The following is a 25686-nucleotide window of genomic DNA, read 5'->3' on the forward strand; positions in this document are numbered from 1 at the left end:
ATCAGTAAGCTGCTGAATCTGGCTTTACCGTTCCCGTGATAGCTTTGGCAAATTGCCATATTGGACGATAGCAAATAGTTGATAGAAATGATAAAAAGCAAACATTGGAGTCCTGAGGTCAATATGGATATGTTGTTAGCAGAAAATTCCCCCATTCGTCAGCAGCAGCTCGAGCAAAAGTTGGCGCAGTTTAAAGACCCGCATCTTGCCCATACGCTTTCGGCATTTATTCGAAGTAGTGTCGATCTCTATCCCTGTGCAATCGAAGATTATGCTCAGTTAGGCAATAGTAGGCTGGGTGGTTTACCGGATTTGCCTGTCGGCATGGATTACCCCGTCACTCTGGTCGGAAGGGAGGAGATGTTGGATGGCTATGTTGAGAGCTTTGGCCATACCCGCGAGTTTATTAATGAGCATTGGCGGGAGGACTGGCAGGACGATTGGGAGACTGATGAGGAGCATAATTGGGATTGGGACGAGGCGGCGCAAGCCTTCCGTGTGCCCATGCAATTTATCGCGCAGCTCAACTGTAGCGACCTGAAGGCTTTTCAATCTTATTTGCCTCGAGAGGGGCGATTGTTGTTCTTTTTGGAGCGCTGGCGATTCTCGGAAATGCTTCGCGGCCATGTCTATTATGTCGCTGAGGGTCAGCAACTGAACTCTGGGAAAGCGATTGCCGAGCTTAAGTTCGACGATGCGGTATGTGCAAACTATGAGTATGAGGCGGCTTATCAACTTCAGGGGATTGCCAGCATTAAGATAATAGCCACTGACATGATTAACAGTGACAACCCGCATTTATTGCGGTTAGCCAAGGCACGTTTACAAGCGCTACCAGAACCGCAGCAAGCGAGGTTGATGGAAGCCATCGAGGTTGTGGATGATGAATTGGCATCTGAGTGGCAAGATCAGCTCTATTTCTTTGATCTGATGAAAATGAATAAGCATGGGTTAATTCCCGGGCAGATTTTCACTCAAGCGCAGTGGGCGGCACTACCTGAATGGCAGTCATCCAACCTGCAGGAATTGCTCGTTCCCGAGCAGCCGCTGCCGTATTACGATGGTATCGCCAGCATTAATGGCCATGGTGATAGCCGCTATAAAGCCCCCGAACTCCGCGCCGCGCCTGAATTAGGCGGCAATGCCAAAGATTATCTAGTACTGTTCAAAGTCGTCTACAGTGAGCATTCTATGCAATTGAATTTTATTATCCACCGGGACGATCTCGCGTCGGGTCAATTTGAACGCATTTACTGCATTTATGATTATTAGTTCATTGATAAGGTTGGCTACTGCCAACCTTTTTGTTTGGCGATGCGGGTTACACAGCAATCGGAGTACACCGAGACGATTGAAGGTGTATGTTGCGACCGATTAAAAGAAGAGTCACAAGCACAATTTAGTGCCTTTGAGTGAATATGAGTTATAAAGGATTGATTCTGGGAGAAATGATTACGACTGAATAGATTGAACGTTTGATGATTATATTTAATTATTTCAATTAGTTAATGGAAATTGGTTAACCTATGCCATTATATGAAGGCATCGTTGAGCAGCCTCATTTGGTTTACCCTCCACTGAAAATCATGGTTCCCCTATCCACGACCTTGATTCAACTCGACCGCTAGGCTGCATTAACGTCTGAGTTCTAACTTGTATTCCTTTTAAGTCCCCGTCATTTTCTCCGTGGTTAGGTCGCAAGACTGACCATAAGGCCGCCACTTACATCCCCATAAATATTCTGCTACGGATCCACGCGATTTCCTTATACAGACAGGGTGTCGGAATAAATAGTCAGCATATAAAGTATACTTTGTATCATTTTGTGGTTTAATCGAAACATCTGCTGCTGGTTTTAGCAACATTTTGGGCGGCGATGCGGTAACAAGGTTGTGAATCGATAATAATAAAGTGACCTCTGGTGAAGGATGACATTTGAGGGAACATGGTCGAGGAGAACTCGCCTATGCGTTCGTGGATGTTAGCGTGTGTGTTTATCTGTACTGCGGGATTTGGTGGGGCAGTTTGGGCTAAACTCGATGTCGTATTTTTTAATCCCGGGGCTGTCGATGACAGTTTTTGGGGGGACGTCGACCAATTGATGCTGGAGGCGGCGACGACACTCGATATTAAGCTCGAAATCATTCATTCCGATCGCAATCATTTCAAGATGATCACCCAACTCGATGAGTTGTTAGCTTCCACAAAGGCGTTACCTAATTACGTTATTCTGGTTAATGAAAAACAATCCGCGATAAAAATGCTGCAAGCGCTTTACTCCCATCCCATCTATGTGCAATTGATTTTAAATGATATTTCTATCGGCGAACGTGATGTTTTACTGCAAGATCCCCATTGGCAAGAATATCTGTTACCCGCCATTATTCCCGATAACTACGCAATAGGTTCGGCGACCGCTAAGGGCTTAATGGACGACTTAGAGGGAAAGCAGGCTAAAGTTTTGTTGATTTCGGGCGATAAGTCGACGCCTGCTTCAGTACTTCGTACCCAAGGTGCCAGCGATTATTTCTTTATGCAGCCCAATGCCACTCTGACTCAAACGGTTTATGGCCAATGGAGTGACGCAGTAGCTTATGGTCAAGCGCTCACTCTGCTGAACCGTTATCCCGATCTAAACGTGATTTGGACCGCCAGTGATCGTATGGCAATTGGAGTGCTTAAAGCATTGAAGGAAAAAGGCTTAGTCTCGGGTAAAGATGTATTTGTCAGTACGATCAATACGTCACCTGAGATTTTACAGCTTTGTCGCCAACACGCGGTGAGCATTATTGGTGGCGGGCACTTTATGGCTGGCGCGTTAGCTTTGGTCGAGTTGCAATATTATCAGCAGCATAAGCACTATATTCCCTATGACAATGTCACCTTGTTCGGCGTTTTACTGCCTGATTCGGCATTTTATCAAATGTTAGTTGCTCGGGATTGGCCGCAGATTTTCCAGTCTCAGATTTTGAATAAGTTGCCCTTCAAGGCGTAATAACGGGTGTACATGAAGCATCGAAATCATTCTATTAGTCATAAGATGACGCTGACCATCATCGGGGTGAGCTCATTTTTTGCCGTGTTAACTATGCTGGTGCAGTTGATTTGGAACTATCAGGATAGTATCGACAATGCCACGTCGGATATCCGCGAATATTCAGAATCTATTCTGCCGAGCGTGGCGAAGTCGCTGTGGGATGTCGACCGCAGCCTGCTATCTGATTTGCTCTCTGGTTTAGGGATGATGCCGTTAGTGTCGAGTGTGCATTTAGACAGTATCGACGGCGTTACTATGCAGCTGGGTAAACCGCTGTTAACCGATGATGAGTCGCAAACTCTGTTTCATTATCCGGTGACTTATCAAGACCAGCCGATCGCCACTTTAACCGTAGGCTTAGACACCAACCAGCTTTACTACGAGCTGTGGCGGCAGTTGATTTTTATCGTACTCGGCAATGGTTTAAAGACCCTGCTGATGATCTATTTGATCTTGACCTTAGTGCGACTCATGGTGACAGATAGACTGTCGGCATTGGAAGATTTTACTAATAAAATCAATCTAAAATCGTTAAAAAAGTTGTCTGTTCCCGAAACGGTGACCGCCAGTCCTGACGAGATTGCTCATGTGGCATTGTCGCTTAAGGACATGTACCAAAGGATACGCAATGACCTCGCTATCAATAAGCGCCATCAACGTGCGTTACAGCAACAGCAGCATTTATTGTCGGACTTAGTGAAAGAGCGGACCAAAGAACTGGACTGGCAGTCGCAATCGAATCAGCTGTTGGCGGAGATTTCGTTGCAATTTTTGAGTATCGACACCTGCAATGTAGACAAAACCTTAGCTGAGGTGTGCCACAAAATCGGTCAGTTGTTTGATGTTGAGAGGGTGAGCATTCTCGAATTTCATCAACAGCATGCTTATTACCGCAGTTTTTGGACCAGCGAGTTACATGCTAACAAGGTCCAAGGGATTTCGGTGGACAACATTACTCAGCTTGCTAAAAAACTCGAGACAGAATCGACCTTAGTGATTGAGGATCTTGAGGCGTTAAAGGGCTTCTCACCACAGGAATATGAGGTGATGAAATCCGTGGGCATTTGCTCTATTGCCGCCTTTGCGATTAAAAATGCTGGGGAGTTATTGGGATTGCTCTCGCTGTCGACGGTGTCGCGGCCACTGAACTGGAATGCCCAGAAAAAGAATATGCTGACTCAGTTTGCGTCCGCATTGAACGAGTTACTGCTGCGCGAGCAGAAAGAGCGGCAGATGATAGTGCTGCAACAAGCGCTGGTTTCTGCCAATACTCAATTGAAAGAAATGGCCGAAACCGATGAGTTAACGGGTTTAGCCAATAGACGCCCCTTCACCGAAAGATTAGAAACCGTACTACAGGCGGATACTCCTGCTGGACTGTTTATGTTGGACGTCGATTATTTCAAATCCTACAACGACACTTACGGTCATCTCGAAGGCGATGTAGTGCTTAAGCGTGTGGCAGATGCCTTAGCGCAGTGCGATATCCTGCCGCACAATGCTTTGTTGGCGCGCATCGGTGGCGAAGAGTTTGCCTTAGTTGTTGAGCATGTCACGCCTGCACAGTTAACGGCCATTGCCACGCAGCTGTGTTATCTCGTCGAGCAACTCAATATTCCCCATCAAGCTTCTCCCTTGGCTGTGGTGACGATCAGTATTGGCAGCGTGTTTTTACCATTAGATAAGGTCTCGGGGCTTAAGATGGCTGACGTGTTACGCCGCGCCGATGTTTGTCTCTATCGCGCTAAGGATAAAGGGCGTAATAGGGTCGAAGTTGAAGTGATTTAATAGCAACCTATACCTATTGCAGTCTTTTGTTGCTCGGCACCAGTTGAGTATTGCTCCATCATTAGGTGCTCTCTGCGCTTAATTATTGGGGTTAAGCCTCAAATAGTCCTATCTCCATGCTTAAGTAATGTTTAGGTCATCAGCGTTCGTCATTTAGTCATCCGGCGATATTTAGGCTAAATCAGCTGAGTTTCGTTATGTCACAGACAGCCTCTAATCGTGATAACTAACTGATAACATTTATATGAAACTGTGCTGTAGATCTGCCGTAAAGATAAAAATTATCTCAAGGTGAGGTAATATTAGGCGGCAGATGAGATATAATCTGTCGCCCATAGTCGATTTAGCGATGCACTCTGAGTGACATCCATGCTGCCATTCTGGACGTATTTCTCGTAACGCAACTAAGCGAAAGCCACGATTGCATAGTCAATTCCATTGGCTTAAATGTACGTTCTAGCAGCTCAATATCAAAGCCGCCGCACTTAGATATCTTAATGATGTCGAGTCGAATAAAATAATTAAATGCTGGATATTCAGTCTCTTCGACACAAAACGTCACTTAAATGATGCAAGCGCATTTGCGCTATTCGCTGGCTGCGAGAGTCGAGTCACGCCTAAGTCGTGAATTTGCAGATATACTGAGAACACCCTAAAGCGAGCAATTTAAGCGCTTTTTTATCTTAGGGTAGCAAGTGGCTGGCGCAGTCGCGTTGAACGGTTTTTAGACTAAGCAAGACAAAGCAAACTGCGCCCAAATAAAATGAATTCAGCTGACACGCGAGCAATAAAGCGCGGGTTGGTCCTAGTTAGTCCAGTGTTAAATGAAAGGTGTTACATGAGTCTGTTTGATAACGTGATGATTATATTGTGCCTAATCGGCGCGAGTTGTTTCTTCTCTATGTCAGAAATTGCACTTGCCGCTTCACGTAAAATCCGTTTACGTCAGCTGGCCGATGAGGGCGATGCCCGTGCAGAAAAAGTGCTGCAGTTACAAGCCGTTCCCGGCAGTTTTTTTACTGTGGTACAAATCGGTCTTAATGCCGTTGCCATCATGGGCGGTATCGTCGGTGAGTCGGCATTTCGGCCTTATTTCTATGAGTTACTGTCGCCTTTGCTGACCGATCCTTGGTTGAGCCAAATGAGCTTTGTTTTATCCTTTATTGTCGTCACCAGTGCCTTTATTCTGGTGGCCGATTTGATGCCAAAACGCATTGCGATGGCGATGCCCGAGCCTGTCGCGTTGGCCGTTGTTGGGCCTATGTCTTTCTGTATCGTGCTACTGCGTCCATTAGTGTGGTTTTTCAATGGCATGGCGAGCGGCATCTTTAAACTGCTGCAAATCCCAACCGTGCGTAACGATGCCATCACCTCTGACGACATTTATGCCGTGATGAACGCGGGCGCCGAAGCAGGGGTATTAGATCGCGGTGATCAACAGATGATGGAAAATGTGTTTGAAATGCAAACCGTTTCTGTCACTTCGGCCATGACGGCCCGAGAAAGCTTAGTGTACTTTTTACTGCAAGATAGCGAAGAAGATATCAAGCGTAAGATTTCTGAAGATCCCCACACTAAGTTCCTCGTCTGCGATGGTCAGTTAGATATGATCAAAGGCTTTGTGGATGCAAAAGAATTGCTGATCCGTGTGATCAACGGCGAGAATATCACCTTAAAAGGCAGTAACTTAGTCCACACTTCGCTGATTATTCCCGATACTTTGAGCCTGTCAGAGGCGATGGAATACTTTAAGAATAGCCGCGCCGATTTTGCCGTGGTTATGAACGAATATGCCTTAGTGGTGGGGATTGTTACGACCAACGATTTGCAGCGCGCGGTAATGGGTGCTTGGTCATTGCACGAGAGTGAAGAGCAGATCATCGCCCGTGATAGCAACTCTTGGTTAGTCGATGGGGTAACACCGATTACTGACGTGATGCGCGCCTTCGGCATCGAAGAATTCCCGCACAATCAGAACTACGAAACTATTGCCGGTTTTATGATGTATATGCTGCGTAAAATCCCTAAGCGTACCGATTTCGTGAACTATGCGGGCTATAAATTTGAGGTGGTCGATATCGATTCTTACAAGGTCGATCAGCTATTGGTGACCCGTATCGATCCTATCGATAAGCTCAACTCGCCGGATGTTTAAATCACATCCAAAAACGCATTGACTATGGGATCGTCGAGCCGCTTTACTTTGCAGCAGCAACCTAACTCGAAGGGCGGTATTGCAACGGGAGAAGCGAGTAACTGAATGCGATCCCGCACTGGGCTGTTATTGATTACCACTTCTGGGCTCATACTCACGCCGCAGCCCAACGCCACCATAGAGGCGATCGCTTCTTGGCCCGACACTTGGGCGTAAATATTAGGGCTGATGCCCATTTGTTTGAACCAGTTATCGGCGCGGCGACGTCCGGGCCCGTGGTCGGGAATGATAAAGGGCACACTCGACCAATCGATGGGCGTTTGGCTAATTTGCTGCTGCACCGCGCAGCGGATAGTCGGCGCGATGATCGACAGTGGTACATCGTCGATTTTGGCAAAGTGCAAGCTGCTCGGAAACGGATCGGGCAGGGCGGCGATGGCGATGTCGGCGCGATTCTGCTGCACTTCGGCCAGCGCGTTCGCCGCATCTCCCGTGGTTAAGGCGATTTCGACGAAGGGATGTTCTTGGCGGAATAAATCCAATAAACCCGGTAAATGACTGTAGGCGGCGGTGACCGAGCAATACAGATTTAACCGACCGCGCAGTACGTCCTGCTTGAGATCGATACTGTGCTTGAGCGTGCTCCAATGGTTCAAAGTCTGCTCGGCAAATAGCTTAAACTCGCGTCCCGCGTGGGTTAAGGTCACACTGCGATTATCCCGCTCTAACAGCTTAGCGTTCACTTCCTCTTCTAATCTTTGCAGGGCTCGGCTTAAGGTCGATGGGCTCACATGCATCTGCTCCGCGGTCTTGGCGAAGTGCAAACTGTCACATAAGTGCAGGTACAATTTGAGGGTACGAATATCCATGAGCTTATCCTGTTTAGTTTGAACTTAAGCCTAGCTTGAGTGACGGCGTGATTGGGTGCTGCATATTGGCGCCGATATTACTGTCAGTGTTACTGATCCATGATTGCCGTTGACGTTGCGCATAATGCAATATGAAGTTTCGAATATATCATTTTAAGCAATGATAAGCATGGGTTATAGTGATTTCAATCACAACCAAGTCGTAACATTATGTTAGTTTGGTTGCGTCCAAAATTTCTGACTTATAGGTGGTATATCAGATGGCTAACTATTTTAACTCTCTGAATTTACGTCAACAATTAGCACAGCTTGGCCAATGTCGTTTCATGGATCGTTCTGAGTTTAGCGACGGCTGTAACTACATAAAAGATTGGAATATTGTTATTTTAGGTTGTGGTGCTCAAGGTCTTAACCAAGGCTTGAACATGCGTGATTCGGGTCTGAATATCTCTTTTGCCCTGCGTCCTGAAGCGATTGAACAGAAACGTGCCTCATGGCAAAAAGCAACCGATAACGGTTTTTGTGTCGGTACCTTTGAAGAATTAATCCCTGCGGCGGATCTGGTGCTTAACCTGACGCCGGACAAACAGCATTCCAACGTGGTTAACGCGGTTATGCCACTGATGAAGCAAGGCTCTACCTTGTCTTACTCACATGGCTTCAACATCGTTGAAGAGGGTATGCAAGTTCGTCCCGATATCACGGTAGTGATGGTTGCGCCTAAGTGCCCAGGCACTGAAGTGCGTGAAGAATACAAACGTGGTTTTGGTGTGCCTACCCTTATCGCGGTTCACCCAGAAAACGATCCAAACGGTGACGGCTTAGAGATTGCTAAAGCCTACGCCAGCGCAACGGGTGGCGATAGAGCCGGTGTTCTACTATCGTCTTTCATCGCCGAAGTGAAGTCGGATCTGATGGGCGAGCAGACTATTCTGTGCGGTATGTTGCAGACGGGTGCCATCTTAGGTTACGAGAAAATGATCGCCGATGGCGTTGAGCCAGGCTATGCGGCCAAGCTTATCCAGCAAGGTTGGGAAACGGTTACTGAAGCGCTGAAACACGGCGGCATCACTAACATGATGGACCGTTTGTCTAACCCAGCCAAGATTAAAGCATTTGAAATTGCAGAAGATTTAAAAGAAATCCTCCAGCCATTATTTGAAAAGCACATGGATGACATCATCAGCGGCGAATTCTCCCGCACTATGATGCAAGACTGGGCGAACGATGATGCGAACTTGCTGCGTTGGAGAGCGGAAACTGGCGAAACAGGTTTCGAAAATGCGCCTGTATCGAGCGAGCATATCGACGAACAAACCTATTTCGACAAAGGTATTTTCCTTGTTGCTATGATCAAAGCGGGTGTGGAACTGGCGTTCGATACTATGGTGTCTGCGGGTATTGTGGAAGAGTCGGCTTATTACGAGTCACTGCATGAAACTCCACTCATCGCCAACACTATTGCCCGTAAGCGTTTGTACGAAATGAACGTGGTGATTTCAGATACCGCCGAATACGGTTGCTACCTGTTCAATCACGCCGCCGTGCCTATGCTGCGCGATTACGTTAATGCCATGTCACCTGAGTATTTAGGTGCTGGCCTGAAAGACAGCGCAACCGGTGTCGACAACCTAATGCTGATCGCTGTTAACGAAGCTATTCGTGAAACGGCAGTGGAATATGTTGGTGCTGAGCTTCGCGGTTACATGACAGATATGAAGAGCATTGTTGAGGCCTAATTGAGTTTTAGCTGAGATTTAGTTGAGCTTAAATTAAACCCAGCATTGGGGGAGAGGGTTGAGACTTAAAGGACTTGGGTCTCAGCTCGGTTCCCAAACAAGCTCAAGATAGTGAAACGCGCATCTTGAGCTTGCTTAGTGATAAATCAGTTTAGTGGAAACCAATTTTTTCCTGTTCAGTGGGTTGTCGAGCGGGCAAAAACGACATTTTTAGTGAGTGAATAGTTAGTGAGTGAATCTTCGGTGAGCGTTCGATGGTGAATGGGCGTTCAGTGAATGAATCCAGCGGTAGGCGCATCGCGCCGACTGAGGCTCAACAGTTAACGTTTTACTTTGTTGTTTTGCATTGTCTCGGCAGGGAAGCTGAATTTTTTTTGACAAAAGATATTTTTTATTGTGTTTGGCTGTCGCTTTATGGTAAAGCTAATAGCTCGCGGTAGGGCAAAGCCCAAAGCGATACTAACTTTCATGCAATACCCCAATTTTAGAAACACCGATTAGGAATCCATATTGATGTTTAACCAAGCTGCCAAGCTCATTCTCGTGATTATTACCGTCGTGATTATTAAATCACAGCGGGGGCGGCGCATGGCAAACTGATAGACCTAAAAGGTTAGAAGTTTCGAAAGAACCCCCCGCTCCGAAAGGACCGGGGGGTTCTTCGTTTCAGGGCCTAGAGCGAGGTCCAAGCTTCGAAAGAGTAAAAAATTAGCGTCGATTTTCGGCAATTCAGGACTAACGTAGCGAGAGATAATATGGAACCAGGGCAGATGATCAGAGGCGCAGACGCGGTAATCAAAGTGTTAGCAGCACATGGAGTCACCACAGTGTTTGGTTACCCTGGTGGTGCCATTATGCCAATCTACGATGCCCTCTATGGCAGCCCTGTTGAACATCTCTTAAGCCGTCACGAACAAGGCGCCGCCTTTGCCGCCGTAGGATACGCAAGAGCCAGCGGTAAAACTGGCGTGTGCTTTGCGACCTCAGGCCCTGGCGCGACTAACCTGATCACTTCCTTAGCCGATGCCCTGTTAGATTCAGTGCCTATGGTGGCCATCACAGGCCAAGTTTCTACCGCCGTTATCGGCACCGACGCCTTTCAAGAAATCGACGTGCTGGGCATGTCACTGAGCTGCACTAAGCACAGTTTTATGGTGACAGACGTCAACGACCTGATCCCAACCTTGTATCAAGCTTTTGAGATCGCCGCATCTGGTCGCCCTGGCCCTGTGCTGGTCGATATCCCGAAGGATATCCAAATCGCCCAATTGGAATATCGCACACCTTTGCTGGCCGTCATGAACGAACCCCAAGCCGAGATGAGTGATATCGACGCCGCCCGTGCACTGTTGGCTGAGGCGAAACAACCTATGTTGTATGTCGGCGGTGGTGTCGGCATGGCGGGCGCGGTCGATCAACTGCGTGAGTTTATCAAAGTGACGGGCATACCTTCGGTCGCGACCTTGAAAGGGCTAGGCAGTATCGCCCACGGCACGCCCGGTTACTTAGGCATGTTAGGCATGCATGGTGGTAAGGCGGCTAATTTAGCGGTACAGGATTGCGATTTGCTGATCGTGGTGGGTGCCCGTTTCGACGACCGAGTCACTGGCCGTTTAGCGAGCTTTGCCGACAAGGCCAAAGTGATCCATTTAGATATCGACGCCGCCGAACTGGGCAAACTGCGTATGCCTGAGGTGGCAATCGCTGGTGACTTACGCCAAATCCTACCTGCCTTAGCCATGTCGATAAACATCACGCCTTGGCAGACCGAGGTGGAGCATTTATCCCGTAAGCATCAATGGGATTATCAACACCCCGGCAGTTTGATCTACGCCCCCGCACTGCTGCGCCGTTTAGCCAATAAATTACCCGAAGACAATGTTGTTTGTTGTGATGTGGGCCAGCACCAAATGTGGGTGGCCCAGCATATGTGGTTCCGTCGCCCTGAAGATCATCTGTCCAGTGCTGGCTTAGGCACTATGGGCTTTGGTTTGCCCGCCGCCATTGGTGCGCAAGTGGCCCGTCCCGATGCGACTGTGGTGACTGTGTCTGGCGATGGTTCTTTTATGATGAATGTGCAGGAACTGACCACCATCAAACGCCGTAAGCTGCCAGTGAAGATAGTGCTTATCGATAATCAAAAGCTTGGCATGGTGAAGCAGTGGCAGCAGCTATTTTTTGAAGAACGCTACAGCGAAACGGATTTATCCGATAACCCAGATTTTGTGCAATTGGCCTCCGCCTTCGATATCCCCGGCCGAACGATTTTTTCTTCCGACGAAGTGGAAGAAGCCTTAACCGAAATGTTAGCGGCTAAGGGCCCGTATTTATTACACGTTGCAATCGACGATGCTTTTAACGTTTGGCCACTGGTGCCCCCCGGCGCATCAAACAGCGATATGATGGACGAAATGGAGAAACAAACATGATCCACTCTCTGGAATTAACGGTTCAACAACGCCCCGAAGTGCTTGAGCGTGTCCTGCGCGTGACTCGCCATCGCGGCTTTACGATCACCCAAATGCAGATGCGCATGAACGACGATGCGAGCCTGTCGCTGGATATGGAGGTCGATAGCGAACGTGCCATCGAGCTCTTAAGTAATCAGCTGAATAAACTGATTGATGTGACTCAATGTAAGGTATTGTTACCGCTGAGCTTGCAACAAACGGCGAATGCTTAAGCTTGCGCCATATGAATTAAGAATACCATTTTCGATTTGAGATAAAGGATACAGTCAATGCCAAAGTTACGTTCAGCTACCAGTACCGAAGGCCGCAATATGGCGGGTGCCCGTGCGCTATGGCGCGCCACAGGGGTGAAAGACAATGATTTTGGTAAGCCAATTATCGCCATCGCTAACTCCTTTACTCAATTTGTACCGGGCCACGTGCACTTAAAAGACATGGGCTCACTGGTGGCGAGCGCTATCGAAGAAGCGGGCGGTATCGCCAAAGAATTCAATACAATCGCAGTCGATGACGGTATCGCCATGGGCCACGGCGGCATGCTCTATAGCCTGCCATCGCGCGAGCTTATCGCCGACAGTGTGGAATACATGGTTAACGCCCACTGCGCCGATGCTTTAGTCTGTATCTCCAACTGCGACAAGATCACCCCCGGCATGTTGATGGCGGCGCTGCGCCTCAATATTCCCGTGGTGTTTGTCTCTGGCGGGCCGATGGAAGCGGGTAAAACTAAGCTGTCGGATAAGCTCATTAAGCTCGACTTAGTCGATGCTATGGTGGCGGGCGCCGACTCGAACGTGAGCGATGAAGACAGTGCCAAAATCGAGCGTAGCGCGTGCCCAACCTGTGGCTCTTGCTCTGGCATGTTTACCGCCAACTCAATGAACTGTTTAACCGAAGCACTAGGGTTATCGCTGCCGGGTAACGGCTCTATGCTGGCAACCCACGCGGATCGCCGCGAGCTGTTTTTAGAAGCGGGTCGGCGCGTGATGGCGCTGGCAAAACGTTATTATCATCAAGATGATGAATCGGCATTACCACGTAATATCGCTAACTTCAAAGCCTTCGAAAATGCTATGACCTTAGATATCGCCATGGGCGGTTCATCTAATACCGTATTGCATTTATTGGCCGCCGCGCAGGAAGCCGATGTTGACTTTACCATGGCGGATATTGACCGCATGTCGCGCCTGGTGCCGCACCTTTGTAAGGTTGCGCCATCGACGCCTAAATACCATATGGAAGACGTGCACCGTGCGGGTGGCGTGATGGGGATTTTAGGCGAACTCGACAGAGCCGGATTACTGCATACCGATGTGTTCCATGTGGCGGCTGATGAGGGTGGCAATTTAAAGTCGGTGCTGGCGAAATACGATGTGATGCAGACCCAAGATGAAAAATTAAAACACTTCTTTATGGCGGGACCTGCGGGCATTCCGACCACTAAAGCCTTTAGCCAAGATTGTCGCTGGCCATCACTGGATAACGACAGGCAAGCAGGTTGTATCCGTAGCCGCGAGTTTGCCTTCAGCCAAGAAGGTGGCCTTGCCGTATTGTCGGGCAATGTGGCCGAAAACGGCTGCATCGTTAAAACCGCTGGCGTGGATGAATCTAATCTGACCTTTGTTGGCTCGGCGCGCGTCTATGAAAGCCAAGATGACGCCGTGGCGGGCATTTTAGGCGGCGAAGTCGTAGCGGGTGATGTGGTGGTTATCCGTTACGAAGGCCCGAAAGGTGGCCCAGGTATGCAAGAAATGTTGTACCCAACCAGTTACTTAAAATCACGCGGTTTAGGCAAGGCCTGTGCGCTGATCACCGACGGTCGTTTCTCCGGTGGTACTTCAGGTTTATCGATTGGCCACGTCTCACCCGAAGCGGCCGCGGGCGGCACTATCGCCTTGATTGAAAATGGCGATCGCATCGAAATCGATATCCCCAAGCGCAGCATCAAGCTGGCGATAAGCGATGCTGAACTCAATGCTCGCCGTGAAAAAATGCACAGTCTTGGCCCAATGGCGTGGAAACCCATAGGTCGCCAGCGTTATGTGTCACTCGCGCTTAAGGCCTACGCCATGCTCGCCACCAGTGCCGACAAGGGCGCGGTGCGCGATCGCAGTAAACTGGAGGACTAATATGTTGCCACTTGCCTCTATGTCTACAGCATCGCAAGCTCGGACCGATTTAGCCCATTTTCAGTTGGCACAAAGCTATCTGCAAAAGATCCTGTTGTCATCTGTGTATGACATAGCGAAAGTGACGCCGCTTTCCAGCATGAACAAGTTATCGGCGCGTTTAGGTTGTCAGGTATTTTTGAAGCGCGAAGATATGCAGCCAGTGCATTCCTTCAAGTTACGCGGTGCCTATAACCGTATCGCCCAACTGACGAAAGAAGAATGTCAGCGCGGCGTGGTATGTGCCTCGGCAGGTAATCATGCTCAGGGTGTGGCGATGTCGGCGGCGAGTCGCGGTGTGGATGCTGTGATTGTGATGCCTGAGACGACGCCCGATATTAAAGTCGATGCGGTGCGCCGTTTAGGGGGCAACGTGGTATTGCACGGCCAAGCCTTCGATCAAGCCAATGGCTATGCGATGGCGATGGCTAAAGAAGAGGGCCGAGTCTATATCGCGCCCTTTGATGATGAAGCGGTGATCGCAGGCCAAGGCACTATCGCCCAAGAGATGTTGCAGCAGCAGCGCGATCTTGAAGTGGTATTTGTACCCGTGGGCGGTGGCGGGCTCATTGCAGGTATTGCTGCCTATTACAAGGCAGTAATGCCGCAGGTGAAAATTGTCGGCGTCGAGCCAGAAGACGCCGCCTGTTTAAAGGCGGCGATGGAAGCAGGCGAGCCGGTGACGCTGGCGCAAGTCGGTTTATTTGCCGATGGCGTGGCGGTTAAACGTATCGGTACTGAGCCGTTTCGAGTCGCGAAACTGTATGTCGATGAAGTGGTGACTGTCACCTCGGATGAAATCTGCGCCGCGGTGAAGGATATCTTCGAAGACACCCGTGCGATTGCCGAACCGGCTGGGGCTTTGTCCTTAGCTGGGCTTAAAAAATATGTCAGCGCTAATGCCTGTGGCGACAGCGGTAAAGGCGAGAAAGTTGCCGCGATTTTGAGTGGCGCGAATGTGAATTTTCACAGTCTGCGTTATGTGTCGGAGCGCTGCGAACTCGGCGAGCAAAAAGAAGCGGTACTGGCGGTGAAAGTCCCTGAACGTCCGGGAAGTTTCTTAAAATTCTGTGAGTTACTCGATAAGCGGGTGATGACAGAGTTTAACTATCGTTTCAGCAGTCGCGATCTGGCCGTGGTGTTTGCGGGCATTCGCTTAAGCCGAGGCCAAGGCGAACTTGAACAAATCATCGCTACCTTAGAGGCCAATGGTTTCGAAGTGCAGGATTTATCCGGCGATGAAACCGCGAAATTGCATGTGCGCTACATGGTCGGCGGTCATCCACCCGAGCCCTTAGAGGAGCGTTTATTTAGCTTTGAGTTTCCTGAACATCCCGGAGCGCTGCTGAAGTTTTTAACTACCTTGCAGAGTAAATGGAACATTAGTCTGTTCCATTATCGTAACCACGGCGCGGCCTTTGGCCGAGTGCTGGCGGGATTTGAAGTACCCGCGAGTGATGCCTTGCCGTTCCAACAGTTTTTAACTGAGTTGGGTTTTGTCTATCAAGAGGAAACCCAAAGCCCTGCCTATCAGCTGTTTTTAAATGCGGGAAACGGCAACAAAGTCTTATAGCGTTAGTGATGAAGAACATCGGCGCGATGGCATTTTAAGCTCAACTTAGATCGAAGTTAGGCTAAAGGAGGGGCGCACATGCGCCCTTTTTTGTGGTAGTTTTGTAGACTTAATACTCTAGCCGCCGATTAATACGTCACTGTTAAGTTACTGACTTAACCCGTTATCGATTAACGGGCAGTTTCTTAAAACAGAACGGCTAATAAATAACCAATTAATATTCAGACCTTGACCTGCACGCATTAAGGAGACATGATGTTACCAGCACCGCGTTTTACCGCTTTTAATCCTCCTCGCCGTATTTTGATGGGCCCAGGCCCGTCGGATGTCTATCCTGAAGTGCTTGCGGCGCAGTCTAGACCTACGGTTGGCCACTTAGATCCGCTGTTTGTGGGCATGATGGATGAGCTTAAGAGCCTGATCCAATACGCCTTCCAAACTAAAAACGAAATGACCATGGCGGTATCAGCGCCGGGCAGTGCGGGCATGGAAACCTGTTTTGTGAACCTAGTCGAGCCGGGTGAGAAGGTGATTGTCTGTCGTAACGGTGTGTTTGGTGAGCGTATGCGCCAAAACGTCGAGCGCATGGGCGCCATTGCAGTGCTGGTGGACAATGAGTGGGGCACGCCCGTCGACCCAGCCGCGGTTGAAGCGGCGCTTAAGGCCAACCCCGATGCCAAGTTTTTAGCCTTTGTGCACGCTGAAACCTCTACTGGTGCTTTGTCCGATGCTAAAACCTTGTGTGCATTAGCCAAACAATACGGCTGTTTATCAATCGTCGATGCGGTGACTTCCCTTGGCGGCGTCGAGTTAAGAGTCGATGAATGGGGCATAGATGCCATTTATTCTGGCAGCCAGAAATGCCTCTCCTGTGTACCGGGTTTATCGCCCGTGTCTTTCTCGCCTGCTGCCGTCGAAAAACTCAAGAATCGTAAAACCCCAGTGCAAAGTTGGTTCCTCGATCAAAGTCTAGTGATGGCCTATTGGACCAGCGCGGGTGGTAAGCGCAGTTACCATCACACTGCACCAGTGAACGCGCTTTATGCTCTGCACGAATCCCTGCGTTTATTAGCCGAAGAAGGCTTAGAGAATGCATGGCAACGCCATCACGAAATGCACTTAGTGCTGCGTGCTGGGCTGGAAAAGTTAGGGCTAAATTTTGTGGTTGCTGAAGATTATCGTTTGCCGCAACTGAATACGGTTTATATCCCCGCTGGTGTGGATGATGCCGCAGTGCGGACTCGTTTGCTGAAGGATTACAACCTCGAAATCGGCGCAGGCCTTGGCGCCCTTGCGGGTAAAGCATGGCGCATCGGTCTGATGGGCTTTGGTGCCCGCCGTGAGAATGTTTCTTTATGCCTCAAGGCATTAGAAGAAGTGTTGAACTAATATGCCAAGATTACGCCTTGCCCTTTGCGGCCTAATGATCGCTTTACTCAGTGCCTGCTCGGTGAACAATACCAGCAATGCGTCCTGCGATTTTGTACGCGGAACTAACAATAACCAAAGCATGCGAGAGGCGAGTGGCCACGATACGGGCAGCGCCGATGAACGACAAAAAGATGTCGGTATCGGCTTCTTGAGTGTCATCTTTGGCGGCATCAGCCGAGCACTTTCTTCCGATAAGTCATCGGATGGAAAATGCGTGTAACGCTGTGAGTGTTAGTTGTCTTTGAAATATTGAAAATCCCCGTAATGCGGGGATTTTTTTATTTTGTTAATAAAGTCACTTTTGGCAGCAGGTGATATTGATTAAGCACTGTCATTCCAGTGACACGCCATGAACTCATCCCTGAGGGCTCGACGGCGGCATCCATGCCGCCAACGGTCACTTCCACGATAGTGCTTAATCCCGTTAAGCCTTCGGTATGCATTATACTTTGCCTAGTTTCAGGATGTTTTTAGCCGTCAATCCCACAATACTTTCGAGCGAGAATTTAGCTTTTTGGAACCGAAATGTGACTATTCCTAGAATCTAACTGTGCTTATTAAATTTATATCGCGCTAAAAATATCTTATGGTCTCGGAATAAAGTGAAAAAATCACCATTTGAATATTCACAGATAGACCCGTGATAGACAAGGTGATAATATTTATGTCCATTAGTTTATAAGGATATTAGTATAATGAACAAAGCCTTACCGCTTATTTTTGTCATGTGTGCTTCTCTAACAACCGCTTGTGCAACTGTCAATAAGAAACAAGTCGTCACCACTGCGCAACCTGCTGCAGCAATAAGCGCGACACAAACGGAAGTGGCCTTAAATACCAAGTTATTAAAACGCAAAGTTGCCATTGGCCGATTCACTAATGAGACCACGTACGGTCAAGGCTTTTTCATTGATGAAGACAATAATCGTATCGGTAAGCAAGCAATGGATATTTTGTCTTCGAAACTATTTCAAACGGGCAAGTTTATTATGCTCGAAAGAGCCGATCTTGGAAAAATTGAAAAAGAGCTTGCGATGGGAGGGAACTCAACACTTAAAAATGCAGCAGATTATCTGATCGTAGGTTCTATCACCGAGTTTGGCCGTAAAGAAGTTAGCGATGTAGGTGTTTTTTCAAGAGTAAAAAAACAAGAAGCAAATGCTAAAGTGAACATCCGCATTGTAGATGTTGCAACGGGTCTAATCATCTACTCTGAAGAAGGTAAAGGTATCGCCTATTCAGAAGCTGGCTCTGTGATGGGCGTGGGTGACAAGGCTGGCTATGATAGCTCGCTGAACGATAAAGTGTTAGATGTTGCGATCACTAATCTTGCCTCAAATATCATTGAAAACATGTTAGACAAACCTTGGCAGTCATATATTTTATCTTATGAAGAAGGTAGCTTAATTATCTCTGGAGGAAGTTCGCAAAACATCACACCTGGTACCCTATTTGAGATCATCAAAGAAGGTAAAAAAGTAAAAAACCCACAAACAGGTATGTTCATTACATTACCAGGCAAAGCAATTGGGACCATTGAAGTGACTGCTTCATTTGGTAATACACCGGAGTCAGAAGTGTCTTTTGGTACGATAGTCAGTGGCAATCTTGATCAATATATAAAAGATCAAGATTACACGGGCTTATTTATTCAAGAAATGAAATAAGGATTCGTGATGAATTTAATTAAATTGCTTATCGTCAGTGCAGCCTTATTTGCTGTATCTGGATGCGGGTATAACAGCGGTGTAAAATCAGAAGCTTCTGCATCATATTTATATTTTACCGGCACGGCTGAGGGTGTTGATGTATCTATTGATAATGTGCATGCATTCACGGTTACTAAAACTGGCATTGCAAACCAATACCGTATTTTACCAGGAAAACATCTTATCGTAATCACACGAAATAATCAGGTCATCGTTAAACGTGAGCTTTTGCTTGGCGATGGTCATGAAAAAGAAATTTATGTCCCTTAATAATACGGAAATAGCTTTGATGAAAATGAAATTAGTCAGTTTACTTGGGTTTATTATTTTATTAAGTGGTTGCTCAGCAACCCAAAAACCGATGTACGAATATGGTAATTATTCGGAAAGTTTTTACGCGTTAAAACGTGATGCGGGTGATGAAAACGCTTTGAAATGGAAATCGTCATTAGAAAATATTATCACTAAATCTGGTGAGAAATCAATGCGCGTACCGCCTGGAGTATATGCCAACTTAGGCTTTATTCACCTACAAGCAAACGATAGTAATAAAGCGGTTGAGTACTTTGAGCTTGAGAAAAAGCTCTACCCAGAAGCTGAAGTATTTATGAATAACCTGATAAAAAAAGCTAACGCGCAAGGATAAGTGCAATGTCTCTGTTTAATCTATTTAAACCAGTTTTAGTGATCGTTTTTGCTTCTACATTGCTGACGGCCTGTGTTTCACCAACTTATGTGACAAAAGGCACTGAGTTTCCTGGAATGTACACCGAAAAACCAAAATCATTATTGATCATGCCACCAATCAATTTGAGTACAGCTGCTGACGCAAAGGATTACTACTCAACCACAGTTGAAATGCCAGTTGCTTTTCATGGTTACTACATATTTCCATATGAGCTGACCGCCGCGGTATTAAAAGAGCAAGGGATTTATGACAGTGAATTAGTTTATGATATCCCACTGAATAAGTTTCAAGAGTACTTTGGTGCTGATGCTGTGCTCTTTACAAAGATTGTTAAATGGGACACATCTTATGCCGTAGTTGCCTCTAATTTGACGGTATCAATTGAAGCTGAAATCAAGTCAACGAAGACCTCAGAAGTCTTATGGAACTACACTGGTACTGTTGTGGTCGATTTGTCTGGTAATTCAGGTAGTGGCGGGTTAGTTGGTCTATTGGCTAATGCAATTGTAACTGCCATTAATACTGCATCGGCTGATTATACGACTTATGCTAAGCAAGCGAATGCTCGTTTTATCTATAGCGTACCAGTCGGGCCTTACCACCCACAGTATTTAAAAGATCAAGATATTAAAATTATTCAGCAAAAAACTAAGTAATACATGTAGCAGGCCTTAACCCTCTTTAAGGCCTATTTTCAATTTGAAACAATCCATCTTAAGATGTAACTCTTAAATATATTTACTCATTAACTCAAAAAGAATGAAAAACCAGCCTCCGCTTTTTCATAGTTGACATATAATGTCATCCCGCTATGATGCCTGCACCTCTGGTCATACATACAAAGATCTTATAAATGAAAAAGTTATTAATTATGTTTGCGATGATTTTTGCGGTTAGCTTGGTTGCTAGTCCAGTCGCAGAAGCGAAAAAGTTCGGCGGTAGTAAATCTATTGGCAAGAGCCATCAAACAGCGCCTGCTCAACCAGCGGCGACTAACACACCGACTACGGCACCAGCGGGCGCGCCGGGCAAGAAAGGTATGATGGGCGGCATGTTAGGCGGTTTATTAGCGGGCGGCCTATTGGCTGCGCTGTTTATGGGCGGTGGTTTTGAAAATATTCAAATCATGGATATTTTGATAATCGGTTTGCTGGCATTCGTACTATTCAAAATCGTCCGTACTGTGATGGCCTCAAAAGCGGGGGCGCAGCAAAGACCAGCCTATGCGGGTGCTGGCCAACCCAATCCGAATATGCAGCGTCAACAGACTGAACAAACAGGTTTTGCCACCAATGCAAACAGCGGCAGCAATGGTTTTGGTCAAGCGACAAGCGCAGTTCCTTTCGATTTGCCAGCCGGTTTTGATTTACCCGGCTTTTTGGAAGGTGCGCGTAGTCATTACAAAACCTTGCAATTGGCGTGGAATGAAAACGACTTAAGCAAAATCCAAGAGTATGTTTCTATTGATCTTTACAATGAACTCAGCAACCAACGCCGCGAGTTAGTGGGCGAGCAGCACACTGAAGTGATGTTTTTGGATGCAGAACTTGTCCGCGCCACACACAATGCAAATCTTGCGGAAGTGAGTGTTAAATTTAGCGGCCGCTATCGCGATACCGTTGAAGGCGTAGAAGAGGAAATTAAGGAAATCTGGCATTTAGAGCGTAACGTAACGCAAGCCAATTCACCTTGGTTGATCGTTGGTATCGAACAGTAATCTGCCCATCTTCAAAAGCAGCCTTAATCTCTTAAGGCTGCTGTTTATATCCCCCTTTAGCTCAAATCCAGCCTCCCTTAGCAGTTCAACTTTATTAATGATTGAAGGATACAGCTGTCATCGCATTCACTATTGGCGTCAGCAAGACTTTATGATTATTTTAAAGAAGCTAATTAGATCATTTATTGCTAGATAAAAATCCCCGCACTTAGCGGGGATTTTTGCTTTTTAAAGAGTTATACAAATTGCCTGATGGCAATCGCGATGATCAGTACTGGGCACACATACTTCACGTATCTTGGCCAAATGCGCCAGAAGAGTCCTGTGGTATCGACACCATCTTGTCCACGAATCGCCTTGAGTAACTGGCTTTGGCGCCAAATCCAACCTAAGTAAATCGCAATGCCGAGGGCGACCAGCGGCTGGGCGATTTGGGTGGTGAGCATAATAGTGAAGCTAAATAGCGTCTCAAAAAATACCGCCAGTAATAGGGATAATGAGGTCAGTAATAGACCGATGATCAAGGTGGCGCGCTGGCGGCTGAGTTTGAATTTTTGCATCACATAGCTAGTCGGGACTTCGGCGATGGAAATGGCAGAAGTCAGGCCGGCGATGATCAGCAGAATAAAAAACACCACGCTAATGATGAGGTTGGCCGTGTCACCTAAGGTCGAAAATAATGCGGGTAAAACAGTAAACACCAGCGCATCTGAGTCGAGTAGTTTGCCTTCGGCGTTAAAAATCTGCACGCCATTGTGCTGGGCCACATACATGGCTGGGATGATTAAAAAGGCGGCGAGAAAGGCGATGCCGCTATCGGTAAAGGCAACCCAGACGGTCAGCTTAGCGATATTCTCTTTTTGGCTCAAATAGCTGCCATAAACCATCATGGCACCTGTGCCTATGGTGAGTGAGAAGAAGGTTTGTCCGAGCGCACTGATCAAGGTATCTGGCGCCAGTGCCTTGGTAAAGTTAGGCGTTAATAGTGCGGTAATACCTTCGCTCGCGCCATTAAGGGTAAAGATATAGGCGACGCCCGCGATCAGCATGATCAACAGTAGCGGCATTAAGCGTTTCGACCATTTTTCTATGCCGTCTTGCACGCCTTGCAGCAATACCAGAAACACGAGTGTGCTGAAGATCAGCGTGAACACCAGATTACGTGACAGCGAGAAATCCACTAACCAAGCGGCGGTATCGTTCGAACCAAAGGCTGTGGCAATCGGGGCGATGGCGTAGCTGGCAAACCAGCCAGAAAGAATGCTGTAGAAGGTATAAATCAATCCCGCGGTGACGATGGAAATCAAACCGATCGCCTTGCCTAAATTGCGAGTTAGGGTGTTGAAGCCGAGTTTGCCCATGGCATCGGCGGGGTTGGTTTGTCCGTGGCGACCTATCATGAGTTCAGCCATGAGCATGGGAATGCCTAGGATAAAAATCAGTATCAGGTAAACCAGTAAAAAGGCACCGCCGCCATGGGTGGCCGCTTGAGTGGGGAATCCCCAAATGTTACCTACACCCACGGCGCTACCGGCTGCCGCCATGATAAAACCTAAGCGTGAGCTGAAGTGGTTAGTCGAACTTGTATTGGCCGATTGCATTGTGCCTCCCGTAAAAAGAAGGCGTATCTTAGGCGGATAAATAAGAAGTTCAACGCAATTTTAGTGCGTTAATTTGATGTTAATCGGCAATTTATATTCCTATTTTGCTGGTAATTTAGCGTTACATTTCTTCTTGTTGTGTTTTTCGAGACTATATTGCGAGTGGCGACGACTAGTGAGCTCACTTTAGTGAATAATTGCGATGATAAAAATGCAATGAATTGTGATCTTATGGTCAAAAAATACCGTATGGCAGAAGCTTAGTGGGTATTTTGATGCTATGACTTTACTTGAGCCGCGATTGTGACTGGATAAGTCTGAGTCATGTCGCAACATTGAGTGTCAGAACGCCGTATCTTTTACTGAGCCTATGGTTGAATGGTGATATGGCTTAAGGGAATGGCCGTGTGGTCTTTGACCTTTTTCAACACAAAGCTGGAATGCACACCTGCGATATGCACATTGGTCGTGAGTTTATCTAACAGGAAAGTGCGAAAGTGCGCCATATCTTGCACTAACACTTTGAGTTGGTAGTCGGCTTCAGAACCTGTGATCAGCGCGCATTCTTGGACTTCTTCGTAGGCCAGTACATTGGCTTCAAATTGATTAAGAATTGCTGGCGTGTGTTTTTCCATCCGCACATGGATATATGCGGTCAAATGCAGGTTGAATTTATCCGCCGACAGACGCGTTGCATAATCGGCAATATAGCCCGCTTCTTCTAGGGCTTTAACACGGCGCGAGCAAGGGGACGGCGACAGGCCTACTTTATTGGCCAGTTCGAGGTTGGACAATCTGCCGTGGGTTTGCAGTAAACGCAAAATGGTTAAATCGAGTTGATCGAGTTTGTATGGGTGAGTTTCTGTCATCGAAAGCTTAGGGTTAGCTGGGTCAGCCCCTAGTTTGCCAGCCTTAGCCAAGTTTGCCAAAAATCTTGAGTAATCAGGTTGTAAAAGTTGGGGGAGTGATCACCTTTACTGACTGTGAGTGAGGGCGCGCTGTCTGGATCTCCCTGCATTAACCGCTATAGTTATGATACTAATAAGAGTGAGACACTGTATGCGCTTGAGTTTGCTGTTAATCTGCCTATTAATCTTACCGACGTATGCATTTTCTGCCTCGATAACCATTGGTAGTGCGTTAAATCGCCCACCCTATATTATCGAAGATGCCGAATCGGGACTTGAGATTGATATTATTAAGGCCGCTTTTAAGGAAATGGGCCAGTCAGTTAACTTCAAATTTTACTCTCGTAAGCGCCAAATCTTATATTTCAACAAAGACAGATTAGATGCTGTGATGACCATGAATCCCGCAAATGGTGTCGATGGCTATTGGTCTAATGATTATGTCGACTATACCAATGTGGCGATTAGCTTGGCTGCGCAACACCTTGAAATAAAAAGTATTGCCGATCTTAAAAACTACAGTATCGCAGCCTTTGAAAATGCTCGCTTGTTGCTCGGTGCTGAATTTAATGCCGTAGCGCAACAGACGATTTATCGCGAAGTCGATACTCAATTAAGCCAGAATCGTATGTTGTACTTAGGCCGGATTAATACTGTGATTGCCGACCGTTATATCTTTACCCAATTGAATAGGTTTGTTGAACCCAATATCGACACCCAGCAAGCATTGAGCTATCACTTTATTTTCCCACCGACATCCTATCGCATGGTGTTCCACAACTCAGTCGCGCGGGACACGTTTAATCAAGGGTTGGCAAAAATTAAGGCTAATGGAGTTTATCAGGCCTTAGTGGCCAAATACTTAGGCAGTGCTTAGCTAGGCCTAAGTATTTGGAGAGACTCGGTTGAGGTGATCAACAACAGAGGTTAGGGTTTGGGCTTGTTCACGAGCGCTTGCGGGAGTGGACGCAGCTTACTGACTAAGAACACGCTCAAGCAGCTGATGAAGGCGGCTAAAAAGGTCGAAAACAGCACATCTTGTGGCCAGTGCATTCCTAATAGCATGCGGCTTAATCCCATCAATAATCCCCAGCTCCATAATGTTATTACAAGGCTAGGTAAGCCTGCGAGCAGCAGATAGTAACTGGCGGTGAGCACGAGCGTCACTGCAAAAATGGTATGTCCAGAGGGGAAGGAATAACCGATTTCATTTTCCCAATGCTGGTGGATGCGCGAGTCGAGCCTCATCTCAGGCTCTGCCACTTTTAAGCTATCGAGCGCATTGGATATTGTCTCGGAGCGCCCCTGTTTATCCAATTGATAAAAGGCATCGAGTGAAAGCTGCTCGTTCGTAGGCAGTGCTTGCTCAGCCAAAAAGACCAGATTAGGTCTGGGCTCTTTGAAATAGGATTTGAGCGTATGGCTCACACTTAAGCTAATGACTTGGCTGAGACCTATAGCTAAAAACAAATTCATAAAGAGGGTTTTAGGCATAAGACGATAGGCGATAGCCAGCACAAACAACACAGTGGCTACGCCATAGGGCGCTGTGCCCGTCATGGTAATCCAATATAAAGTTTGGGCTAAGTGAGAGTGCAGATCGATCAGTGGGAACAGCTGATTCTGGGTCAGTAACAGTAAGCCAGGAATGCTTGCCAGCAATAACCAAGCAAAGCCTAAACGGCGGAAAAGATAGGCGCTATGGGTCAAAATATAAGCCTCTTGATAAACGCCATAGGCTACAACGCGGCAATGGCTTTGCCAATCAAAAAAAATCCCGACAGCAAAAAGTGGCGCTGTCGGGGGTCTTCAAGGGTGGATTGGTAGGGCGT

The 25686-nt window shown here is 47.3% G+C and carries 22 protein-coding genes; 17 read left to right on the forward strand and 5 right to left on the reverse strand.

Annotation, left to right across the window (positions count from 1 at the left end; genetic code table 11):
- Positions 1–123 precede the first annotated feature (123 nt).
- The 4 genes from AYJ58_RS04505 to AYJ58_RS04520 all read left to right on the forward strand — a co-directional run bounded on the left by AYJ58_RS04505 (position 124) and on the right by AYJ58_RS04520 (position 6980).
- Positions 124–1272 carry a DUF1963 domain-containing protein gene (locus tag AYJ58_RS04505; RefSeq protein WP_106649162.1) on the forward strand — a complete coding sequence of 383 codons (1149 nt, stop codon included), beginning with the start codon at positions 124–126 and terminating at the stop codon, positions 1270–1272.
- Between the two features lie 694 nt (positions 1273–1966).
- Positions 1967–2995: an ABC transporter substrate-binding protein gene (locus AYJ58_RS04510; RefSeq protein WP_106649163.1), complete on the forward strand. Its 1029-nt coding sequence runs from the start codon at positions 1967–1969 to the stop codon at positions 2993–2995.
- Between the two features lie 45 nt (positions 2996–3040).
- Complete coding sequence (locus tag AYJ58_RS04515) at positions 3041–4825, forward strand: sensor domain-containing diguanylate cyclase (RefSeq protein WP_106651744.1); 1785 nt, start codon at positions 3041–3043, stop codon at positions 4823–4825.
- 838 nt (positions 4826–5663) lie between these two features.
- Positions 5664–6980 carry a hemolysin family protein gene (locus AYJ58_RS04520; RefSeq protein WP_006084442.1) on the forward strand — a complete coding sequence of 439 codons (1317 nt, stop codon included), beginning with the start codon at positions 5664–5666 and terminating at the stop codon, positions 6978–6980.
- Here the strand turns inward: AYJ58_RS04520 and ilvY are convergent.
- On the reverse strand, positions 6977–7849 hold the full coding sequence (gene ilvY, locus AYJ58_RS04525) for an HTH-type transcriptional activator IlvY (RefSeq protein ID WP_106649164.1): 873 nt from the start codon (positions 7847–7849) through the stop codon (positions 6977–6979). The genes AYJ58_RS04520 and ilvY overlap by 4 nt on opposite strands.
- A 260-nt stretch (positions 7850–8109) precedes the next feature.
- Between ilvY and ilvC the strand changes: the two genes are divergently transcribed.
- From ilvC to AYJ58_RS04565, 7 genes are all read left to right on the forward strand, one after another.
- Positions 8110–9588, forward strand: coding sequence for a ketol-acid reductoisomerase (ilvC, locus tag AYJ58_RS04530; protein WP_106649165.1), 1479 nt, complete (start codon positions 8110–8112; stop codon positions 9586–9588).
- A gap of 755 nt (positions 9589–10343) precedes the next feature.
- Positions 10344–12017 (forward strand): acetolactate synthase 2 catalytic subunit, encoded by a 1674-nt coding sequence (gene ilvG / locus AYJ58_RS04540; RefSeq protein WP_198555592.1) that lies wholly within the window; start codon positions 10344–10346, stop codon positions 12015–12017.
- A complete protein-coding gene (gene ilvM, locus AYJ58_RS04545) occupies positions 12014–12271 on the forward strand; it encodes an acetolactate synthase 2 small subunit (protein ID WP_006083459.1) in 258 nt (85 codons plus the stop codon). The genes ilvG and ilvM overlap by 4 nt, the downstream gene beginning before the upstream one ends.
- A 57-nt stretch (positions 12272–12328) precedes the next feature.
- On the forward strand, positions 12329–14188 hold the full coding sequence (gene ilvD / locus AYJ58_RS04550) for a dihydroxy-acid dehydratase (RefSeq protein ID WP_106649167.1): 1860 nt from the start codon (positions 12329–12331) through the stop codon (positions 14186–14188).
- Position 14189: 1 nt separating this feature from the next.
- The gene (ilvA, locus tag AYJ58_RS04555) at positions 14190–15800 is read left to right on the forward strand and encodes a threonine ammonia-lyase, biosynthetic (protein ID WP_106649168.1); all 1611 of its coding nucleotides are present in this window, start codon (positions 14190–14192) and stop codon (positions 15798–15800) included.
- Positions 15801–16055: 255 nt separating this feature from the next.
- On the forward strand, positions 16056–17189 hold the full coding sequence (locus tag AYJ58_RS04560) for a pyridoxal-phosphate-dependent aminotransferase family protein (protein WP_106649169.1): 1134 nt from the start codon (positions 16056–16058) through the stop codon (positions 17187–17189).
- Between the two features lies 1 nt (position 17190).
- A complete protein-coding gene (locus tag AYJ58_RS04565; protein ID WP_012197730.1) occupies positions 17191–17451 on the forward strand; it encodes a hypothetical protein in 261 nt (86 codons plus the stop codon).
- A 58-nt stretch (positions 17452–17509) separates the two neighbouring features.
- Here the strand turns inward: AYJ58_RS04565 and AYJ58_RS21900 are convergent, their stop codons facing one another.
- Positions 17510–17674 carry a hypothetical protein gene (locus AYJ58_RS21900; protein ID WP_198555594.1) on the reverse strand — a complete coding sequence of 55 codons (165 nt, stop codon included), beginning with the start codon at positions 17672–17674 and terminating at the stop codon, positions 17510–17512.
- A gap of 252 nt (positions 17675–17926) precedes the next feature.
- Between AYJ58_RS21900 and AYJ58_RS04570 the strand changes: the two genes are divergently transcribed.
- From AYJ58_RS04570 to AYJ58_RS04590, 5 genes are all read left to right on the forward strand, one after another.
- A complete protein-coding gene (locus AYJ58_RS04570; RefSeq protein WP_012197728.1) occupies positions 17927–18898 on the forward strand; it encodes a CsgG/HfaB family protein in 972 nt (323 codons plus the stop codon).
- A 9-nt stretch (positions 18899–18907) separates the two neighbouring features.
- Positions 18908–19210: a hypothetical protein gene (locus tag AYJ58_RS04575; protein WP_014358111.1), complete on the forward strand. Its 303-nt coding sequence runs from the start codon at positions 18908–18910 to the stop codon at positions 19208–19210.
- Complete coding sequence (locus AYJ58_RS04580) at positions 19185–19586, forward strand: DUF4810 domain-containing protein (protein ID WP_227257017.1); 402 nt, start codon at positions 19185–19187, stop codon at positions 19584–19586. Before AYJ58_RS04575 ends, AYJ58_RS04580 begins: the two co-directional genes overlap by 26 nt.
- A gap of 5 nt (positions 19587–19591) precedes the next feature.
- A complete protein-coding gene (locus tag AYJ58_RS04585) occupies positions 19592–20284 on the forward strand; it encodes a DUF799 domain-containing protein (protein ID WP_012197725.1) in 693 nt (230 codons plus the stop codon).
- Between the two features lie 197 nt (positions 20285–20481).
- Entirely contained in the window at positions 20482–21345 is an 864-nt protein-coding gene (locus AYJ58_RS04590; RefSeq protein ID WP_106649170.1) for a Tim44 domain-containing protein, read from the forward strand.
- 236 nt (positions 21346–21581) lie between these two features.
- Here the strand turns inward: AYJ58_RS04590 and AYJ58_RS04595 are convergent, their stop codons facing one another.
- Both AYJ58_RS04595 and AYJ58_RS04600 read right to left on the reverse strand, forming a co-directional pair.
- Positions 21582–22946, reverse strand: coding sequence for a sodium-dependent transporter (locus AYJ58_RS04595; protein WP_106649171.1), 1365 nt, complete (start codon positions 22944–22946; stop codon positions 21582–21584).
- Between the two features lie 368 nt (positions 22947–23314).
- Positions 23315–23815, reverse strand: coding sequence for an Lrp/AsnC family transcriptional regulator (locus AYJ58_RS04600; protein ID WP_006083449.1), 501 nt, complete (start codon positions 23813–23815; stop codon positions 23315–23317).
- Between the two features lie 190 nt (positions 23816–24005).
- Between AYJ58_RS04600 and AYJ58_RS04605 the strand changes: the two genes are divergently transcribed.
- Entirely contained in the window at positions 24006–24731 is a 726-nt protein-coding gene (locus AYJ58_RS04605; protein WP_106649172.1) for a substrate-binding periplasmic protein, read from the forward strand.
- Between the two features lie 50 nt (positions 24732–24781).
- On the opposite strand, the gene AYJ58_RS04610 is transcribed toward AYJ58_RS04605, so the two are convergent.
- Complete coding sequence (locus AYJ58_RS04610) at positions 24782–25564, reverse strand: phosphatase PAP2 family protein (RefSeq protein WP_106649173.1); 783 nt, start codon at positions 25562–25564, stop codon at positions 24782–24784.
- Positions 25565–25686 lie beyond the last annotated feature (122 nt).

Source organism: Shewanella sp. Pdp11 (assembly GCF_002838165.1).
Classification (GTDB): Bacteria; Pseudomonadota; Gammaproteobacteria; order Enterobacterales; family Shewanellaceae; genus Shewanella; species Shewanella hafniensis.

Coding starts and splice junctions, on each gene's coding strand:
- AYJ58_RS04520 (WP_006084442.1), top strand. CDS start 5,664: ATGAGTCTGTTTGATAACGTGATGATTATATTGTGCCTAATCGGCGCG.
- AYJ58_RS04585 (WP_012197725.1), top strand. CDS start 19,592: ATGTCTCTGTTTAATCTATTTAAACCAGTTTTAGTGATCGTTTTTGCT.
- ilvA (WP_106649168.1), top strand. CDS start 14,190: ATGTTGCCACTTGCCTCTATGTCTACAGCATCGCAAGCTCGGACCGAT.
- AYJ58_RS04515 (WP_106651744.1), top strand. CDS start 3,041: ATGACGCTGACCATCATCGGGGTGAGCTCATTTTTTGCCGTGTTAACT.
- ilvD (WP_106649167.1), top strand. CDS start 12,329: ATGCCAAAGTTACGTTCAGCTACCAGTACCGAAGGCCGCAATATGGCG.
- ilvM (WP_006083459.1), top strand. CDS start 12,014: ATGATCCACTCTCTGGAATTAACGGTTCAACAACGCCCCGAAGTGCTT.
- AYJ58_RS04570 (WP_012197728.1), top strand. CDS start 17,927: ATGAACAAAGCCTTACCGCTTATTTTTGTCATGTGTGCTTCTCTAACA.
- AYJ58_RS04595 (WP_106649171.1), bottom strand. CDS start 22,946: ATGCAATCGGCCAATACAAGTTCGACTAACCACTTCAGCTCACGCTTA.
- AYJ58_RS04575 (WP_014358111.1), top strand. CDS start 18,908: ATGAATTTAATTAAATTGCTTATCGTCAGTGCAGCCTTATTTGCTGTA.
- AYJ58_RS04580 (WP_227257017.1), top strand. CDS start 19,185: ATGAAAAAGAAATTTATGTCCCTTAATAATACGGAAATAGCTTTGATG.
- AYJ58_RS04560 (WP_106649169.1), top strand. CDS start 16,056: ATGTTACCAGCACCGCGTTTTACCGCTTTTAATCCTCCTCGCCGTATT.
- AYJ58_RS21900 (WP_198555594.1), bottom strand. CDS start 17,674: ATGCATACCGAAGGCTTAACGGGATTAAGCACTATCGTGGAAGTGACC.
- ilvY (WP_106649164.1), bottom strand. CDS start 7,849: ATGGATATTCGTACCCTCAAATTGTACCTGCACTTATGTGACAGTTTG.
- ilvG (WP_198555592.1), top strand. CDS start 10,344: ATGGAACCAGGGCAGATGATCAGAGGCGCAGACGCGGTAATCAAAGTG.
- AYJ58_RS04505 (WP_106649162.1), top strand. CDS start 124: ATGGATATGTTGTTAGCAGAAAATTCCCCCATTCGTCAGCAGCAGCTC.
- AYJ58_RS04565 (WP_012197730.1), top strand. CDS start 17,191: ATGCCAAGATTACGCCTTGCCCTTTGCGGCCTAATGATCGCTTTACTC.
- AYJ58_RS04600 (WP_006083449.1), bottom strand. CDS start 23,815: ATGACAGAAACTCACCCATACAAACTCGATCAACTCGATTTAACCATT.
- ilvC (WP_106649165.1), top strand. CDS start 8,110: ATGGCTAACTATTTTAACTCTCTGAATTTACGTCAACAATTAGCACAG.
- AYJ58_RS04590 (WP_106649170.1), top strand. CDS start 20,482: ATGAAAAAGTTATTAATTATGTTTGCGATGATTTTTGCGGTTAGCTTG.
- AYJ58_RS04510 (WP_106649163.1), top strand. CDS start 1,967: ATGCGTTCGTGGATGTTAGCGTGTGTGTTTATCTGTACTGCGGGATTT.
- AYJ58_RS04605 (WP_106649172.1), top strand. CDS start 24,006: ATGCGCTTGAGTTTGCTGTTAATCTGCCTATTAATCTTACCGACGTAT.